The sequence below is a fragment of the Faecalibacterium sp. AM43-5AT genome (assembly GCF_003603345.1).
In the GTDB taxonomy this organism is placed as follows: Bacteria; Bacillota; Clostridia; order Oscillospirales; family Ruminococcaceae; genus Faecalibacterium; species Faecalibacterium taiwanense.
Map to the genome: position 1 here is coordinate 136,017 of NZ_QVGZ01000007.1, position 17,264 is coordinate 153,280.

General features: G+C 47.4%; 15 protein-coding genes and 5 pseudogenes. 18 read left to right on the top strand and 2 right to left on the bottom strand.

Annotated features, from left to right (window positions below; genetic code table 11):
- Positions 1–93: 93 nt before the first annotated feature.
- On the bottom strand, positions 94–1,317 hold the full coding sequence (locus DW937_RS09915; RefSeq protein ID WP_097777565.1) for an ATP-binding protein: 1,224 nt from the start codon (positions 1,315–1,317) through the stop codon (positions 94–96).
- Positions 1,318–1,612: 295 nt separating this feature from the next.
- Here DW937_RS09915 and DW937_RS09920 point away from each other — a divergent pair.
- The 12 genes and pseudogenes from DW937_RS09920 to DW937_RS09975 all read left to right on the top strand — a co-directional run.
- Positions 1,613–1,804: pseudogene (locus DW937_RS09920) on the top strand (hypothetical protein); the annotation flags it as partial.
- A gap of 92 nt (positions 1,805–1,896) precedes the next feature.
- Positions 1,897–2,458, top strand: a pseudogene (locus tag DW937_RS09925) (antirestriction protein ArdA); the annotation flags it as partial.
- Positions 2,459–2,736: 278 nt separating this feature from the next.
- Positions 2,737–4,623, top strand: a complete 1,887-nt coding sequence (locus DW937_RS09930; protein ID WP_243111461.1) for a DUF4368 domain-containing protein — start codon at positions 2,737–2,739, stop codon at positions 4,621–4,623.
- On the top strand, positions 4,620–4,964 hold the full coding sequence (locus tag DW937_RS09935; protein WP_120120817.1) for a TnpV protein: 345 nt from the start codon (positions 4,620–4,622) through the stop codon (positions 4,962–4,964). The genes DW937_RS09930 and DW937_RS09935 overlap by 4 nt, the downstream gene beginning before the upstream one ends.
- Before the next feature lie 145 nt (positions 4,965–5,109).
- On the top strand, positions 5,110–5,319 hold the full coding sequence (locus DW937_RS09940) for a hypothetical protein (protein WP_120120818.1): 210 nt from the start codon (positions 5,110–5,112) through the stop codon (positions 5,317–5,319).
- Positions 5,320–5,604: 285 nt separating this feature from the next.
- On the top strand, positions 5,605–6,012 hold the full coding sequence (locus tag DW937_RS09945) for a hypothetical protein (protein WP_120120819.1): 408 nt from the start codon (positions 5,605–5,607) through the stop codon (positions 6,010–6,012).
- Positions 6,013–6,127: 115 nt separating this feature from the next.
- Entirely contained in the window at positions 6,128–6,487 is a 360-nt protein-coding gene (locus DW937_RS09950; RefSeq protein WP_120120820.1) for a DUF3847 domain-containing protein, read from the top strand.
- Positions 6,453–7,949 carry a MobQ family relaxase gene (gene mobQ / locus DW937_RS09955; RefSeq protein ID WP_120120821.1) on the top strand — a complete coding sequence of 499 codons (1,497 nt, stop codon included), beginning with the start codon at positions 6,453–6,455 and terminating at the stop codon, positions 7,947–7,949. The genes DW937_RS09950 and mobQ overlap by 35 nt, the downstream gene beginning before the upstream one ends.
- A complete protein-coding gene (locus tag DW937_RS09960) occupies positions 7,946–9,817 on the top strand; it encodes an AAA family ATPase (RefSeq protein ID WP_120120822.1) in 1,872 nt (623 codons plus the stop codon). Before mobQ ends, DW937_RS09960 begins: the two co-directional genes overlap by 4 nt.
- Before the next feature lie 142 nt (positions 9,818–9,959).
- On the top strand, positions 9,960–10,118 hold the full coding sequence (locus DW937_RS09965) for a transposon-encoded TnpW family protein (RefSeq protein ID WP_006428300.1): 159 nt from the start codon (positions 9,960–9,962) through the stop codon (positions 10,116–10,118).
- Positions 10,119–10,159: 41 nt separating this feature from the next.
- A pseudogene (locus DW937_RS09970) lies at positions 10,160–10,738 on the top strand (TraG/TraD/VirD4 family protein); the annotation flags it as partial.
- Positions 10,739–10,839: 101 nt separating this feature from the next.
- Positions 10,840–11,088: a DUF6061 family protein gene (locus DW937_RS09975; RefSeq protein ID WP_118528348.1), complete on the top strand. Its 249-nt coding sequence runs from the start codon at positions 10,840–10,842 to the stop codon at positions 11,086–11,088.
- A 762-nt stretch (positions 11,089–11,850) separates the two neighbouring features.
- Here the strand turns inward: DW937_RS09975 and DW937_RS09990 are convergent.
- On the bottom strand, positions 11,851–12,054 hold the full coding sequence (locus DW937_RS09990; protein ID WP_256372188.1) for a DUF4367 domain-containing protein: 204 nt from the start codon (positions 12,052–12,054) through the stop codon (positions 11,851–11,853).
- A 151-nt stretch (positions 12,055–12,205) separates the two neighbouring features.
- Here DW937_RS09990 and DW937_RS09995 point away from each other — a divergent pair.
- The 6 genes and pseudogenes from DW937_RS09995 to DW937_RS14925 all read left to right on the top strand — a co-directional run.
- A pseudogene (locus DW937_RS09995) lies at positions 12,206–12,334 on the top strand (Maff2 family protein); the annotation flags it as partial.
- A 289-nt stretch (positions 12,335–12,623) separates the two neighbouring features.
- Positions 12,624–13,982 (top strand): MATE family efflux transporter, encoded by a 1,359-nt coding sequence (locus tag DW937_RS10000; RefSeq protein WP_118528356.1) that lies wholly within the window; start codon positions 12,624–12,626, stop codon positions 13,980–13,982.
- Between the two features lie 3 nt (positions 13,983–13,985).
- Positions 13,986–14,813 (top strand): MerR family transcriptional regulator, encoded by an 828-nt coding sequence (locus tag DW937_RS10005; RefSeq protein ID WP_118528358.1) that lies wholly within the window; start codon positions 13,986–13,988, stop codon positions 14,811–14,813.
- Positions 14,814–14,825: 12 nt separating this feature from the next.
- Positions 14,826–15,077, top strand: a complete 252-nt coding sequence (locus tag DW937_RS14920; RefSeq protein WP_165852921.1) for a hypothetical protein — start codon at positions 14,826–14,828, stop codon at positions 15,075–15,077.
- A gap of 479 nt (positions 15,078–15,556) precedes the next feature.
- Positions 15,557–16,897 (top strand): MATE family efflux transporter, encoded by a 1,341-nt coding sequence (locus tag DW937_RS10015; RefSeq protein WP_120120825.1) that lies wholly within the window; start codon positions 15,557–15,559, stop codon positions 16,895–16,897.
- A 67-nt stretch (positions 16,898–16,964) separates the two neighbouring features.
- Positions 16,965–17,066: pseudogene (locus tag DW937_RS14925) on the top strand (DUF6061 family protein); the annotation flags it as partial.
- Between the last annotated feature and the right edge of the window lie 198 nt (positions 17,067–17,264).

Below are 17,264 nucleotides of genomic sequence, written 5' to 3' on the forward strand. Positions count from 1 at the left end.
CATTTATACATTGATGAGAAAAGACGATGCTAATATTGTTTGTGCATCATAAGCATTTTTAACAAGTTCAAGTACAACCGTACATATCGAAAATCAGATGACCCAAATCGGGACAACGTAGTTATCCCGGTCCACGACCCCAACCTTGGGCTTCATGCAGACGATAGCACCTTTCCCACGCGGGACAGAAGCTTTATCCAGCAAAGAGAATACCTTCGTCAGCTCAGTGCCGGGGTTCGAGGTCTTTTTGATTTCGATGGGATTTAGAACACCATCTTGCTCCAAAATAATATCGATTTCTTTTGCATCTTTGTCGCGGTAATAGTACAGAAACGGCTCTCTGCCGGTATTCAAATAGGTTTTCGCAATTTCAGAAACAACATAGTTTTCGAGGATTGCACCGTTCATTGCACCATACTCCAGAACCTCTGCACTGCTCCACTTGGTCAGATAGCAGACCAACCCGGTATCATAAAAATAGAGTTTTGGGGTCTTTACCAACCGCTTCAGCAGATTATTGGAATAGGGGTGCAGATAGAAGATGATGCCCAGCGTTTCCAGAATGTGCAGCCAATCTTTTGCCTGCTTCTGATTGATGTCCGCATCCTGTGCAATTTCGGCAATATTTAGCATCTGTGAGCAGCGAGCCGCAACCGCTGTCATGAAACGCAGAAATTTCAGCGCATCGATGGCATCTGAAAGCTCTTTTACGTCACGTTCAATATAGGTGGAAAGGTAGCTACTGTAAAAAATCTGACTATTAGTATTTTTTTCGCTTGCAATAGCGGGCATGGAACCCCTATAGATACGCTCAAAGATACCTTTGGTATCTGCGGGCACAGCTTTTTCCTCACGTTTCAGCAGAGCATCCAAATCCACACGGAAGGGTTCGGTATCTGCACCGTTTATTTCTGACTGCGAAAGAGAAGTCATTGACAGTACTGCAACACGTCCGGCGAGCGACTCCTGTACCCCACGCATCAGCTTGAACACCTGTGAACCAGTCAGCCAAAAAGCACCCGGTTCGTGGTGAGTATCTGCATAGACTTTGATATAGGTAAATAGTTCCGGTGCATACTGAACCTCGTCAATCAGAACCGGTGGCTTATGCAGCTGTAAAAACAGTTCCGGGTCATTTTTGGCGAGTGCACGCTCATTCAGGTCATCCAGCGAGACGTACCCACGGGAACTTCCCTCCATGAGCTTTTGCAGCATGGTCGTCTTTCCCACCTGCCGGGGGCCAGTCACAAGCACAACTGGATATTCCTGCGTAACTTGCTGAACTACCTTTTCAAGACTTCTTGTGATGTAACTCATATCGGTCACCTGCTTTCGGCTGATTTTTCTTATAATTCCATTATAGCCGAAAAAAATGCTTTTTCAAGTACATTCGGACGAATCTTTTACAGATAGATATTTCTTCACAACACATAAAAAGGGGCTGTTGCAAAATAGCGCCAACGAAAAAAATGAGATAGACTTCCCCGAAAGGGGTTGCCTATCTCATTTTTTGTTGGAAGCTGAGGTTGTGAAAAAACAGATACAACAAGAACAGTATACAGGAAAGGGCGGCATATATCAACAGCTGACCCTTCCAATAAGCGAAAATACTATGCCGAAATATTATCCGATCAATGAAGAAGCCGCAAAGCGGGCAAAGGATATGAACAGCTTTTCCGACTATCAGCCGGGCTCCGCTACGGCGGGCTACCGGGCAATGGTCGATGAAGCGTATGCAGCGGCGGAACGCCAGAAAGCCCGTGTCGATCCCATGTACCACGATAAGATTGACGCGCTGGTAGATCGCTAATGCGGGCAATCATTTCCGAGTAGGAAACAGCCAGATGGACTTGCTGTTGAGGGTATCCTGACCGTCAAGGGACAGGGCCGCCGCTGATGGCGACCCTGTTTGAAGCCTACGTTACCAACGCCGGGAAGTACAGCGAGGGCCAGCTTGTGGGTGAAACACTGAAATTCCCCACAACTGCCCAGGAGGTGGAGGCTCTCTTGAAACGGATCGGCGTGGATGGCGTCCGCTATCAGGAAATTTTTATTACCTCTTTCGATGGGGATGTGCTGGGGCTCTATGACCATTTGAGCGAGTATGAAAATCCGGACGAGCTTTAATCATCTGGCCTGCCTGCTTTCCGAGCTTACCTCATCGGAGCTGGAAACACTGGAGGCCGTCCTCGACAGCAGCGATCACTGTTCCTCGGTGCGGGACATCATCAATCTAACACAAAATCTGGACTGTTACGGCTTTTACCCCGGCGTATCCGATGAGGAAACGCTGGGGCGTATTTATGTAGACGAGCTGGAAATGCTGGATGTGCCGGATCAGGTAAAACCGTATTTCGATTATGAGGCGTATGGCCGGGATGTCTGTATCAACGAAAACGGTCATTTTGCCCCGGGCGGCTATGTTGTCAAAGAAAGCGATCATTTTGTGGAAGTGTATATCTTCACTACGAAGCCCCGGTTGAGGAGCAAAACTTTGCCACGTTATTGGAAATGCTCAACACCATGCAGGTGTCCGAGGACGATGAAACCTATCAGAATCCGGTTGACCTGCTCTTTGAGGATTTAGGCAAGAAAAAGCCAAATTCTTTTGCAGTGCGCCAGTACAAGCTCTATAAATTAGCTGCCGGTGTTGTATGCTCTAAAAGACTTCTTAATCAAGCAGTTGGGAAGTCTCTTAGAACACACAACCTAAAATCGAAGAAAGGAGCGCAAGTTATGAGAAAAAACGAGAAAATCACTGCTCTGTACGAACGACTGAGCCGTGATGACTTTGGCAAAGATGATGACCAACAGCGTGAGAGCAATTCCATATCCAATCAAAAGGCAATGTTGGAGGAGTTCGCCGCACGGCAGGGCTTTACAAACATTGTCCATTTCACGGACGATGGCATTAGTGGTACTTGCTTTGACCGTCCCGGATTTTTAGCAATGATGAAAGAAGTGGAAGCAGGGAATGTGGAGTATTTGTGCATCAAGGACATGAGCCGCATGGGTCGTGACTATCTGAAAGTCGGTCAGATTATGGAAATCCTGCGTCAGCGTGGCGTTCGCCTTATCGCCATCAATGACGGCGTGGACAGCGCCAGAGGGGACGATGATTTTACCCCTTTCCGCAACATTATGAACGAGTATTACGCCAGAGATACCAGCCGTAAAATCCGTTCCACTTTCCAGTCCAAAGGCAAGTCCGGCAAGCACCTCACAGGCACAGTCATTTACGGCTATCTTTGGAACGAAGCCAGAGACCAATGGTTGGTTGACCCCGAAGCCGCCGAGGTGGTCAAGCGCATCTTTGCCATGACGATTGACGGCTACGGTCCGTATCAGATCGCCAGCAAGCTGAAAGAAGAAAAAGTCCTCATTCCGTCCGCTTACCTTGCCCGGCACGGCGAGGGCGTGAACAAAAATAAGACCTTCAAAGATGTGTACGGCTGGGGTTCTTCCACCATCTGCAACATTCTTGAAAAGCGTGAATATCTGGGACACACCATCAACTTCAAGACCCGAAAGCACTTCAAGGACAAGAAAAGCCATTATGTCCCGGAGGACGAATGGACAATTTTCGAGAATACCCATGAGCCTATCATTGACCAGCAGACCTTTGACCTTGTGCAGAAAATCCGTGGGAATGTCAGACGCTACCCGGACGGCTGGGGCGAAGCAGCTCCACTCACTGGCTTGCTTTATTGTGCCGATTGCGGCAGTAAAATGTATGTCCACCGCACCAACAATGGCAAGTGTATCTCTCAATATACCTGCTCCCAATACAGCAAAGTCCCAGTTGGAAAGCTCTGCACGACACAGCACCGTATCAATGAAGATGTGGTACTGTCCCTTGTCTCTGAAATGCTGAAAGCCATTGCCGAGTATGCGAAGCATGACCGAGCCGAGTTTGTCCGTGTGGTGCAGGAAGCGCAGTCCAGCCAGCAGACGGCAGAGGTCAAGAAACAGCGGACACGCCTTGCCACCGCAAAGCAGAGAGTTTCCGAGCTGGAAGTCCTGCTCTGCAAAATCTATGAGGACAACATTTTAGGAAAGCTGTCCGACAGCAGATACGCCACTCTGGACGCTCAATACGAAAAGGAACAGTCCGAGCTTACCGTTGAAATCTCCGATCTGGAAAAGGCTATCAAGAGCTACGAGAAGCACGAAAAGGACGCTGACCGTTTTATCGCTCTGATTGACAAGTATGAGAACTTCGACAAGCTGACCATTGCCATGCTCAACGAGTTTATCGAGAAAATCCTTGTGCATGAGCGTGACCGTAAAGGCAGTATACAGACCACACAGGAGGTCGAGATTTACTTCAATTTTGTTGGGCGATTCGTTCCACCGGCGTTTGGCGAAGTGGAGCTTACCCCGGAGGAATTAGAGGAAATCCGCAAGCGTGAGGAACGCAAGGACAGGCTTCATCAGAACTACTTGAAGCGGAAAGCCAGCGGAGCGCAGAAGCGATACGAGGACAAAATCAAGGGGAGAAAAAAGGCAGAAATCGAAGCCAAGAAAGCCGCCATTCGTGCGGAGGACATTGCAAAGGGAGTGTTCGTCCCTGTCAGCAGTTTACCGCAGAGAGAGCCGATGAAAGGAGTGCAATCAGCATGAATATCACTTACACACAGAACGGAGATTATCTTATCCCGAACATCGTTATCCGCAAGACAAAGCCCCTCGGACACTACGGCAGACTTCGCAAAGCGTATTTGGAAATGCACCGCCCGATACTGTTCAATGAGCTGGCGCTATCCGACAAGCTCTTTGAGCATTGCGCCGAGATTGACGAAGCGGCACGAAGCCGCATGGAACTGATCGTGCCAGAGCTGGCAAAGCAGTACGGCGTGACAGAGCAACTGAAAGCTGAAAACCAAATGGAATGGGTGCGGCAGATGAACGCTTGCAAGGCGCAGGCAGAGGAAGTTGTGAAAGCAGAGTTGATTTATAATTGAGCGAGGAAGTCCGGGCAGAAAACTGTTCGGACTTTTCTCATATGTTCCAAAATGACGGTAGAATTGTTCACAAGTTTTATGGTATAATTTGAATGTGAAAATTGAGCATCAAACTGGAATTGATATAAAAAAGGAGGACACATAGATGAAAACAGTAGTTCTTTATAATATTATTTCTTTTATCATCATCGTTGCTTTGATTTTTGTCTTAAGGATTGTTAGTAAGAGTAATTTAAGACAAAATCAACAACTTGTTATTAAAGTCATTGCAACTATTTTAATTGTTTATGTGATAGCGTTCGTGCTTTTTATTGATGCAATAGCATTTGGCATTATAGGACCAGTTCCAAATTAACAATTCAAGTTTGTCGAACTGATAAAATCCCTTTAGGAACTAAAGGGCGCACTTCTATACTCTCTATCGAGAGTAGTGCGTCCTGCGGAGCTGTATTCTCTGTCAGCAGAAGAAAACTGCTCGACCGAGCATGTTTCGTCACTTCGTTCCGTCAAGGGAGCTACACTCCCTTGCGCCGCTTATGCGGCTATCCCTTGTTGACTTGCCGTCTGCAAACAGTATAAAATGCTGTTCGCCGCCAGCAAGTTTGATTTTGAAAATCCAACTGAAAGGAGAAGCATAATTATGAAACGGAAATTGGTAATGTTACTAACTATTGTAGCGGTTCTCGCAGTAGGGATTGGTATCTGGTACAATGTTCCTATTAACTTGATGGATTTGGAACATGATGAAGTTATAGAAATTGTCGTATTCAATGGAAATACTGGAAATGCAACTCACATCACAGATGAGACACAAATCGAACATATTATTGAAAATCTAAATGAAATCAAGTTAAAAAGGTCGAAGCCGTCTGTTGGTTATTCTGGATATAGCTTTAAGATGACCATTTATTTATCCGATGGTAATGAAGCCGATGATTGGAATAACTTTATCATCAATTCGGATGATACTATTCGGAAAGACCCTTTCTTTTACAAGGTGGTTTCAGAAAAAATTGATTATGATTATATAGCTGGTATCGTAAACTAAAGTGAGATAATCATTGCAACTGAATACTAAAAAACAGACCGTTGATACACATGACCGTGTGAAAAAATCAGCGGTCTTTTTTTATACCCATTTTCAAAAAAGGAGGTCATGAAACATGGCAAAAACGAAAACCCTCGACCAGCTTAGAGCCGAAAAAGAACAAGCTGAAGCTCAGCTTCTTCAGGAACAGCACAAGCTCCAAAGGCTGGAACAGAGGAAGAAACACTATGAGAAAGGCGAACGCAAGAAACGCACCCACCGCCTTTGCAATCTGGGCGGCATGGTGGAAAGCGTTGCCCCGGAGGTTAAGGACTTGACACGCACCGAAATGACAGAGCTGATGGAACACATCTTTTCTCTGTCCGAAGTCCAGCGAGCCGTCCGTCATATGGCGATTACCCACATCAACAAAGCGAACGGAGGAAAGGAGTTGAAAGCCGATGGCACTATTTCATCTGAGTGTCACGCAGACTAAGCGAAGCGCAGGACAGTCCGCTATCGCTTCTGCTGCCTACCGAGCCGGGGAGCGATTGTATAGCGAGTATTACGGCGAATACAGCGACTACACCCGCAAGGGCGGCGTGATCTGCTCTGACATCCTCTTGCCGTCCCATGCACCGCCAGAATACGCAGGCCGCCAGACCCTATGGAACGCCGTGGAAAAAGCCGAGCGTGGAAAGAACGCCCAGCTTGCATACAGCTTTGACATTGCCTTGCAGAATGAATTTTCCCTTGAGGAAAACATCGCTCTTGCAAGGCGATTTTTATTGGAGAACTTTGTGAGCCGTGGCATGGTGGTTGACTTCGCCGTACACCAGCCAGACCGGGAGGACGGCGGCATACCAAACCCACACTTCCATGTGCTTTGTCCCATCCGCCCCATCGAGCAGGACGGTAAATGGGGGCTAAAGCAACGACGAGTGTACGAGCTGGACGAGGACGGAAATCGTATCAGAGACCAGAACGGCGAGTATGTTTTCAATGCCGTTCCCACTACCGACTGGGGCAGTCCCGAAACGCTGGAACATTGGCGTGAAGCATGGGCGGAACTATGCAACGCCAAGTTTGCAGAGAAAGGGCTTGATGTTCGCATCGACCACCGAAGCTATGAGCGTCAGGGCGTGGAGCTTCTTCCCACCGTCCATGAGGGCGCAACCGTCCGGGCGATGGAGAAGAAAGGCATACGCACCGAAAAGGGCGAGTTCAACCGCTGGATCAAAGCCACCAATGCCGTTATTCGAGACATCAAGAAGAAAATCACTTCGCTTATGGGCTGGATAGCGGATATGAAAGCCGAGCTTGCCAAGCCACAGGCACCCGACCTTGTTTCTCTGCTGAACGCCTATTACACTCAGCGCAAAGCCGGGGCATATTCCCAGAAAGGCAAAATCAGCAACCTAAAGGAGATGAACGATACTTTCAATTATCTCCGGGCAAACGGCATTTACTCCCTTGAGGATTTGGAACGCCGTGTCAGCGAACACAGTGCTGCCACCGAGAGCTTGAAGAAAACGCTGGACGAGCAGACCGCCCGAATGAAAGCGATTAAGCGGCTCTATGACAGCTCCGCTGCTTTCCAGAGCTTGAAGCCTGTCTATGACGGCTTGCAGAAAATCAAGTTTGAGAATCCCAGAGCCAAGTACAAGGCAGAGCATGAAGCGGAACTGATACAGTTCTACGCCGCCAGACGAAAGCTGACCGGGGAGTTCCCGGACGGCAAGGTGGATATGAAAAAACTGTCCGACGAGTATGACGAGCTGGAACAGGCGCACGAAAGCACCTACGGCGAGTTTAAGACCGTCAGAGACGATTTACACCGCCTTTGGAAGGTCAAGTCATGCGTAGATACTGCCGCCCGATTTAACGAGCGTACAGAGGAACAAAAGCTCCAAAATCGACCTCAAACACGACAGAAAAAGGAGGAACTATCCCGATGAATTACACCCAAGCACAGATTGACCGGGCAAATGCCGTCAGTCTGGAAGATTTTCTCCGCACACAGGGAGAGACACTGATAAAAAGCGGACGAGAATACCGCTGGAAAGAACATGACAGTCTGACCGTCCGGGGAAACAAGTGGTTTCGCCACAGCCAGAGCAAGGGCGGCTATCCCATTGATTTTGTCATGGAGTTTTACGGCAAGTCCTTTCCCGAAGCCGTTCAGATGTTGACAGGCGAAAACGGCGAGGGACAGACCGAAGCCACCACAGCACCGCTCACAGCGTTCCACTTGCCCTTGCACAGCAGAACAGCCGACAGAGCAATTCAATATCTTTGCGAAAGCCGAGGTCTCAACCCGAAACTGGTTGAGGCTTTTCTTCTTTCCGGGGATATTTATGAGGACGCAAAGCGGAACAATGTTGTCTTTGTCGGCAGAGACCGAAACGGCACACCGAGATACGCCCATGTGCGAGGAACGGCAGACACATTCAGACAGGATATTGCCGGGTCTGACAAGTCCTATCCGTTCCGCTATGAGGGAAACGGCAACCAGCTCTTTGTCTTTGAAGCGCCGATAGACCTTTTGTCCTTTATCTGCCTTTATCCGCAGGACTGGCAGACAAGGAGCTATCTTGCCCTGGGCGGCGTTTCTGGCAAAGCCCTTGACCGTTTTCTTTCTGAACGCAAGGTCACCCAAAAAGTGTTCCTCTGCCTTGACAGCGACACCGCAGGAAATGAAGCCTGCACACGACTGGCACAGTCCATTCCCGGCGAGATCGCCGTCATTCGCCTTGTCCCGGCAAGGAAAGACTGGAACGATGTTCTCCGTCAGCAAGGGGACATTCCCAGCCGCAAATTCATAGCCGAGACAATCACGCTGCGAGAGCTGCCCACCGCCCAGCCTGTCCCCATGCTCCGTATGGCAGATGTGGAGCTGACGAGCGTGGATTGGCTATGGTTTCCGTATATCCCCTTTGGAAAGCTGACGATCATACAGGGCAACCCCGGCGAGGGCAAGACCTACTTTGCCATGCGTCTTGCGGCGGCTTGCACCAACCGAAAGCCCTTGCCCGGTATGGAAACCCTTGAGCCTTTCAATATCATCTATCAGACCGCAGAGGACGGTTTGGGCGATACCGTCAAGCCCCGGCTGATGGAAGCGGACGCAGACCTTGAACGAGTGCTTGTCATTGACGATAGAGACACGCCGCTGACCCTTGCCGATGAGCGCATAGCAAGGGCAATCCGAGAGAACAACGCAAGGCTGGTTATCATTGACCCGGTGCAGGCGTTTCTGGGCGCAGATGTGGACATGAACCGGGCAAATGAAGTCCGTCCCATCTTCCGCAGTCTGGGAGACATTGCACAGGCTACCGGGTGCGCTATCGTGCTGATAGGACACCTCAACAAAGCCGCAGGAACGCAAAGCACCTACCGGGGATTGGGGTCTATCGACATTACGGCGGCAGTCCGCAGTCTGCTTTTTATCGGCAAGCTGAAGGACAGCCCCACAACGAGGGTGCTTATCCATGAGAAAAGTTCCCTTGCGCCGCCCGGACAGTCCCTTGCCTTTTCTCTGGGAGACGAGAAAGGCTTTGAGTGGATAGGGGCTTATGACATTACCGCTGACGAGCTTCTTGCCGGGGCAGACACCGCCAAGACCGAGAGCAAGACCGCACAAGCACAAATGCTCATTCTGGAACTGCTGGCAGATGGAAAGCGTATGCCGAGCGCAGAGCTGGAAAAGGCAGTCAATGAGCGTGGGATTTCTTCACGCACCATGAGAACGGCGAAGAGCCGTATCGGGGACAGACTTGTGACCGAGAAAGATGGCACAGCATGGGTCTGCTATCTCCGCAACTGACAACAGGAACACGGCAAGCGTGGCAAAGACGGCAAGGTTTTTATAGATACCTTAATGTTGCCGCCTTGCCTTGTTCCCTCATACCGACGCCGCCCGATGATGAACAGTCACCGGGCATTTTTCATTTACAGGAGGATTTTGAATGAACAATACCGCAACCAACACCGCCACTTGCCCGACTGTCAGAAAGCAGATCGGCAAGACCACCTATATCGTCCGTGTGCATTTCAGCCAGACCGCAAAAGAGACGATGGAGGACAAAATCAAGCGTCTGCTCCGTGAGGAAGTCCGCAAAATGTGACTTCTTTTTGAATTTGATAAAAAAGTCCTTGACTTTTCGTCTCTGGAAAAACGGCCAAGTCAATCCTTATTTCCTGCGGTGCCCGTTTATCGCCATTCGACATTCAGGAAGTTCGGGATGCCACCATGTACGATGAACTGGAACTGGACAAGCTGGGCGACCGGAAAACGGCATTATTCCTGATCATGTCGGACACCGACAGCACGTTCAACTTCCTGATTTCCATGATTTACACGCAGTTGTTCAATCTGCTATGCGACAAAGCCGATGATGTATACGGCGGCAAGCTGCCCGTCCATGTGCGGTGCCTGATTGACGAGTGTGCCAATATTGGTCAAATTCCGCAGCTGGAAAAGCTGGTGGCCACCATCCGCAGCCGTGAGATTTCCGCCTGCCTTGTCTTGCAGACCCGCAGCCAGCTGAAAGCCATCTACAAAGATAACGCCGACACCATTGTCGGCAACATGGATTCGCAAATCTTCCTCGGTGGCAGCGAGCCTACCACCCTGAAGGAGTTGTCTGAAGCACTCGGCAAAGAAACAATCGATAGTTACAACAATTCCGATACCAGAGGAAACTCACCGTCCTACGGTACAAACTACCAGAAACTTGGTCATGATGTGCCATAATTACTCGTGATGAATTCAGTTGCCCTAAATTCACACGAGCAGGGACACGACCAACTGGATTCGAACAACGAATACATACAGGAGGTTTTCGCATGAACAAACTGCTTTCCTGCCGCTACAATATGGACACCAACCGGGTGGAAGCCCGGTTCGCAGATGGCACTACCCTTTCCATTGATTGTATCGCCATTGAGGACGAGTACGGCAACACTCCGGCACAGCGGGCAGAACTGGACTGGCTACTATACAACAAGCCCTTGGAGTACGCCCAGCTTGTGCTGGGTGGTGAAATCGAGCATTACCTATCACTTGGCTGTGACCATGGCAGATTAAAAGATTGATCTTTAATTAAAATATCCAAACCAAAACAACAGTCCTCTACTTGCAATTGTTGCAAATAGAGGACTGTTAGTCATTAGCGATTCAAGTTGTCAAGATAATAAATTCAAACTATGTAAAAAAAGTCCTATCCTTCAACGCTCTCTGACATTATCGATTCATATAGAGATGTACTCAACGTATCTATATCATCGGAAAGAGGTTTTCCAAGATTGTAAATAAAACTTTGAAACAGTTCAATGGTCTGTTCACTAAATGCCGGACGTGACTCAACATTCTTCGATATTTCAATCAATTTGTTGGCAATATCGTTAAAATGAGGAATTTCATCATAGGATGTTACTTGAAGCAAAACGCTAAGTTCATCTGCATGCTCTTTGGTCTCGCCCAAATCAATGGGGTCGGAATAGTACAAGTCTGAAAAAAGCATGGACATCAAAACAGATACTTGTGTATCGATCTGTTCTTGGTTGAATTAAAGCTTTTGGTAATCTTTGTACATATTGCTAAATTTCATTCCACATAGAATTATAAGCACTGCAACGACACCTATAAAACCATAACGAACAATCCTTGCTTTCATTGACGGCCTCATTTATACACCTCCGTTTTTTTGCTCCTAACAAGAGCCTTTGTATAATCAACGCAATTCGCATTCGCTTCGTTTCAATTTTCAGGAGAAATTTTTTCAAATTTTCCATCTTTGTAAGTTCAGACAAAAAGAAAGCCGGACATTTGTGTACTCTTACAAATGTCCGGCTTTCTTAACGGATACCTTCCGCAATTTTCATAATCTCATCGTATGGAATGTTTCCCATAACGGTATGTGTAATCCCCTGATATTCCCAACTTAGAGTATAAACATTCTTTCCATGTTCATCCGTACTAGTTCCAAGTACGCCATCTGCTTCTCCGACCTTTACGGTTTCGTACACTGTATGCTCATTATCAAATAGATGCCGATTCACTCCCGCCCGCCTGATAAGACGAGCGGTTATTTTTTACCCATTGACCCAACAGGTACACCGGAAAATCAGCCTTCGCCGTGGTTTTCGGCTTTTTGCAAACGGATTTCAGGTGTGTGCAGGGTCACTTTTTCAAAACAAAGGAGATTTTTCTATGGAATTCTTTAACAGCGCAGTGGACGTTCTGAAGACTCTGGTTGTGGCATTGGGTGCCGGTCTGGGCGTGTGGGGTGCCGTCAACCTGATGGAGGGTTACGGCGGCGATAACCCCTCCGCAAATGCTCATGTGCCATAAAGAAACACGCAAGAATTTGATTGACAGCATCCACTATTCCATAGCAACAGCGAGTTGCTTGTTAAAATAAGGTTTGCAGTTTTATAATAAATAATAACATATTCCTTAGGAGGGACAGACATGGAAACACGAGATATTCTCAAGAATTTGCGTGAAAAAAATAAACTTACAAAAAGTCATTTGAACGGTACTACAAAATGAGAAAAAGCGCTTGACTCTACATCTGTTGTAGATATTATAATATTGGTAGTTTAACAAAAAAGAAGGATTAGGCAATATGGAAAAGAACCTTACTACCGGCAGTGTGTTCAAAAATGTTGTATTATTCTCATTGCCGTATCTGCTCTCGTATTTTCTTCAAACGCTCTATGGCATGGCTGACCTATTAATCATCGGACAGTTCGAGGGTGTAGCCAGTACTACCGCTGTTTCTATCGGCTCACAAGTGATGCACATGCTTACGGTTATGATTGTAGGGTTATCGATGGGAACAACCGTCAGCGTCGGCCAGGCGGTGGGGGCAGGAGATCGAAAACAGGCAGCGCATAACATCGGGAATACGGTAATATTGTTTCTGGTGGTTTCCATTGCACTTACGGCCATCCTGTTATCCCTTGTTCATCCCATTGTCGTTGCCATATCTACGCCAACGGATGCGGTGAGTGGTACGGTCACCTATTTGACCATCTGCTTTATCGGGATTCCGTTTATTACATCCTACAACATTATCAGTTCTATTTTTCGAGGGTTGGGCGACAGCAAAAGCCCGATGTGCTTTATTGCCACAGCCTGTGCTGCCAACATCGCTTTAGACTATCTTTTTATGGGTGTGCTGCACCTTGGGCCTGCGGGCGCAGCCCTTGGTACAACTCTCTCTCAGGCAATCAGTGTAGTTGTTTCCCTGACCGTTATTTTGAAACGCAGGAGCATCGTTCTGAAAAAAAGCGACTTCAAGCCTTGCCGTGCGGTCATGGGGAAAATTTTGGGGATCGGCATCCCGATTGCGTTTCAGGACGGCCTGATTCAAGTTGCTTTTATTATTATCACGATTATTGCCAATCAGCGTGGACTGAATGACGCAGCGGCAGTCGGGATTGTGGAGAAAGTGATCAGTTTTCTCTTTTTGGTCCCCTCCTCTATGCTGTCTACCGTTTCTGCCTTGGGAGCGCAAAATATCGGTGCGGGCAAACCGGAGCGGGCCATTCAAACGCTGCGCTATGCGGTGATGCTCGCCGCAGGCTTTGGCGTGCTTGCTTCTATCGCGATCCAGTTTACAGCGGAAGGCATCGTTTCGCTGTTCACTGATCCCAGCACTGCGGACGGAGCGGCGGTGGTCCGTTTCGGCGGCCAGTATCTGCGTGGTTACATTTTTGACTGTATTTTTGCTGGCATTCATTTTAGTTTTAGCGGCTTTTTTTGCGCATGCAGGAAATCCGGCCTGTCGTTTTTACACAATATTCTCGCCATTGTATTGATGCGTGTGCCTGGCGTTTATGTGACCTCAAAATTATTCCCGGCAACGCTTCTCCCGATGGGACTGGCTACCGCGGCAGGCTCACTGCTATCGGTCGTGATCTGCCTAATCGCCTTTGGAGTCATACGGCGCAAATCAACGCTTGTTCTGGTGGAGGAGTAAGATATGGATCGGAAAAATCTTTTCCCAATAGGTGAAGTGTCAAAATTGTTTCATATCAGTGTTAGTAGTTTGCGGCACTATGAACATATCGGTTTGCTTACACCAGAATACATTTCCTCAGATTCTGGCTATCGTTACTATGGCACCGAACAATTTGAAGTACTCAACACAATCAGGTATTTGCGGGCATTGGATATGCCTTTGGCCGAGATTGAGGACTTTCTCAAAAATAAGGATATCAGCCGTATTGAGGAAAAGTTGTTACAGCAAAAGCATGCAGTCCTGAAAAAGCAACAAGAATTACAACGTATAGAACAAAAGATTAACCACCGCTTAAATTGGCTGCGAGACGCACAAAGTGTGCCTTTGGATACCGTTTCCTTAATAGAGCTTCCGTCCTGTCGCATTGTTTGGGTAGATGCTCCACTGAAAGTAGATGGCTCTCTTGATATGGAAGTGCCGATTAGAAAGCTGGATCAATCTGATGCCGAAGCCGTTGTATTTCTTGGAAAGGTCGGACTTGGCATTTCCGCGGAACATTTGCAGCAATCAATAGTAAATCGTTATGACAGCATTTTTCTAATACTGGATCAAGAGGACATTTATACAGGTGAAACCATTACTCTTCCCAAAACACTTTGTGTACGGCTGCGTTTTCGAGGCAGTCATATAGAAGCTCCAGCGCACTATGAAAAGCTCCTTGACTACATCACAAAAGAACAGATACAGATTGTTGGTTTTTCGCGAGAAATCACGCTCATAGACTATGGCATTACTAATGACAGTGAAAAATTTGTGACTGAAATATGTATTCCGGTCAAGTGCAGATAAGAAGGGCATAAAATGAGATTTGTTGTTAAAAAAGAAATTTTTGAAGAACTGCCGAGTGCCTGTTTTGGTGTTGTTATGGCAAAAGGCATTGATAATAATAACGCATACCCAGAGATTGAACAATTTTTAGATGAAAGTATCCAAGCTGCAATGCAGCGTTTTGAGGGAAGAAAAGTCAAGGAAGATCCGGATATTTTACCATATCGAGAAGCATTCCGAGCCTTGAATATCCTATCCAATATCGTACTGAATGAATTGGACTGATGGGTGGCCTCCCCATGGGAGAACATGCCCACTCACTACGAGTACAAAACCAGACAGAATTTCTCATGTGCCATAAAGTAACACAAAAAACAACAGACAGCCGCCACAATTCCGTAATGATTGATGCTTGACAGACTCCTTCAAGTTCGCTATAATAATAAACGCAAAACTTTAGTGGACTTTTCCGGATTCGGTCATCTTTTTGCCACACAGCTATCTTGTGATAGTTGTGTGGCTTTTTTGTTGCCTGTATCTCAGAAGTATTAGCAGAATGGAGGACTATATCTGTATGGGAAAAAATTTTTTGTCTCTTATCAAGACGTGCCGTAGTGTACGGGCTTATAAATCGGAATCGGTCCCTTCCAAGGCTTTGGACGCTGTACTGGAAGCAGGGACTTATCCGGCCCAGGAAGTCGGTCAGCCCGCAGCACGCAAACAAAACTATATTGTTCGGACAATTTGTGGAGAAGAGGGAAAGCATGCAGACCAATAACAAAATGGCGGTCGCGCCCGTTGGAAAGCTCATCTGGCAAATGTCGATACCGCCGCTGATTTCCATGTTCCTGCAATATTCCTATAACCTGATAGACAGCGCGTTTGTGGCACGGTTGAGTGAGAATGCACTGATCGCTGTTTCTCTGGCATTCCCGATTACAACATTGATGAATGCGGCGTCTATCTGGATCGGTGTCGGCGTGAATGTGCTGATAGCAGGATATCTTGGACAGAAAAAGCAGGATGATGCAAATACAACCGTCACACATGGATTGTTACTGGCCTTTGGAATTGGTGCTTTGCTCAATCTTCTGGCATTACTGATTATGAAACCCTATTTTCGGGCATTCACCAATAATGAAGAAATTTATCAGCTGAGCATCGCCTATATGAGTGTGTGCTCCTTCATGCAAATTCCCAATATGGTGCATATCGCCATCCAGAAGATGATACAGGCCACCGGGAACATGGTCGCTCCCATGTGGTTCCAGATTGCAGGAGTGGTCGTTAATTTTGTATTTGACCCACTCCTAATTTTTGGCATTGGTGTTTTCCCACCTATGGGAATCCGCGGCGCTGCGGTGGCTACTGTTGCGGGCTATTCAGTATCCATGATTTTGGCATTTGCTTTGCTGCTGGGCAAAAAGCAGAAAGTGCAGGTAAAAATCAAAGGCTTTCATTTGCAAAAGCAGATGATCCGCCGTATTTTTGCCTTTGGCCTGCCATCTTTTATTATGAACGCCCTCAGTTCGTTTATGGTGACGTTCGTCAATCTGTTCCTGGTGGCGTATTCCGATACGGCGATTGCTTTCTTCGGTGCGTATTTTAAGGTGCAGCAGCTGATCGTTATGACAGTAAACGGCTTGATTCAGGGCTGTTTGCCTATTATGCGGTTTAACTACGGCGCAGGCAACAGCGAACGGCTGCATTCCGCTTTCCGATATGGAACTGTTTTGGTCACCGGCATGATGATACTGGGGACGTTGGCTGTCCTCCTCTTTCCGACGCAGATCCTGGGATTGTTTACGGCGTCGGAAGCTATGCGTTCCTTTGGCATCTCCGCCATGCGGATCATGGCGGCAAGCTATCTGTTTTGCGGTCTCTCTACTATGGTTTCCACCTATTTTCAGGCTACGGAAAAAGTAGGTTCCAGCATGGCAATCCAATTATGCAGGCAGATACTTTTCCTTGTTCCCGCCTTATGGTGTCTGGACAAATTGTTCCATCTGAACGGAATCTGGCTTGCATTTCCGGTTGCCGAAACTGCCACTTTGCTCGTTGCTCTCGTGATGATGGCATGGCATCGCCGCAAAAATATCTCATAACGTGTTCCAGGGAGGAAAAATGATGAACGACACTTTCATGAAAGAGAAACCGGTATTACCGCTGATTTTACTATACAACAAGCCCTTGGAGTACGCCCAGCTTGTGCTGGGTAGTGAAATCGAGCATTATCTCTCACTCGGCTGTGACCACGGCAGACTGAAAGACTAAATTTTAATTAAAATATCCAAAGTAAACCATGAGCCCTCTATTTGCAACGACTGCAAGTAGAGGGCTCATGGTTAGTTAGTAGTTCAACCTATTATGGTAACCATCTGAAAATACTGATATTGATATTCGTCTTCTAATACCGCCTGCATTTCTTCCATGTATAACGGGTCTTTCAACAATTTGGGATGAAATGCTCGC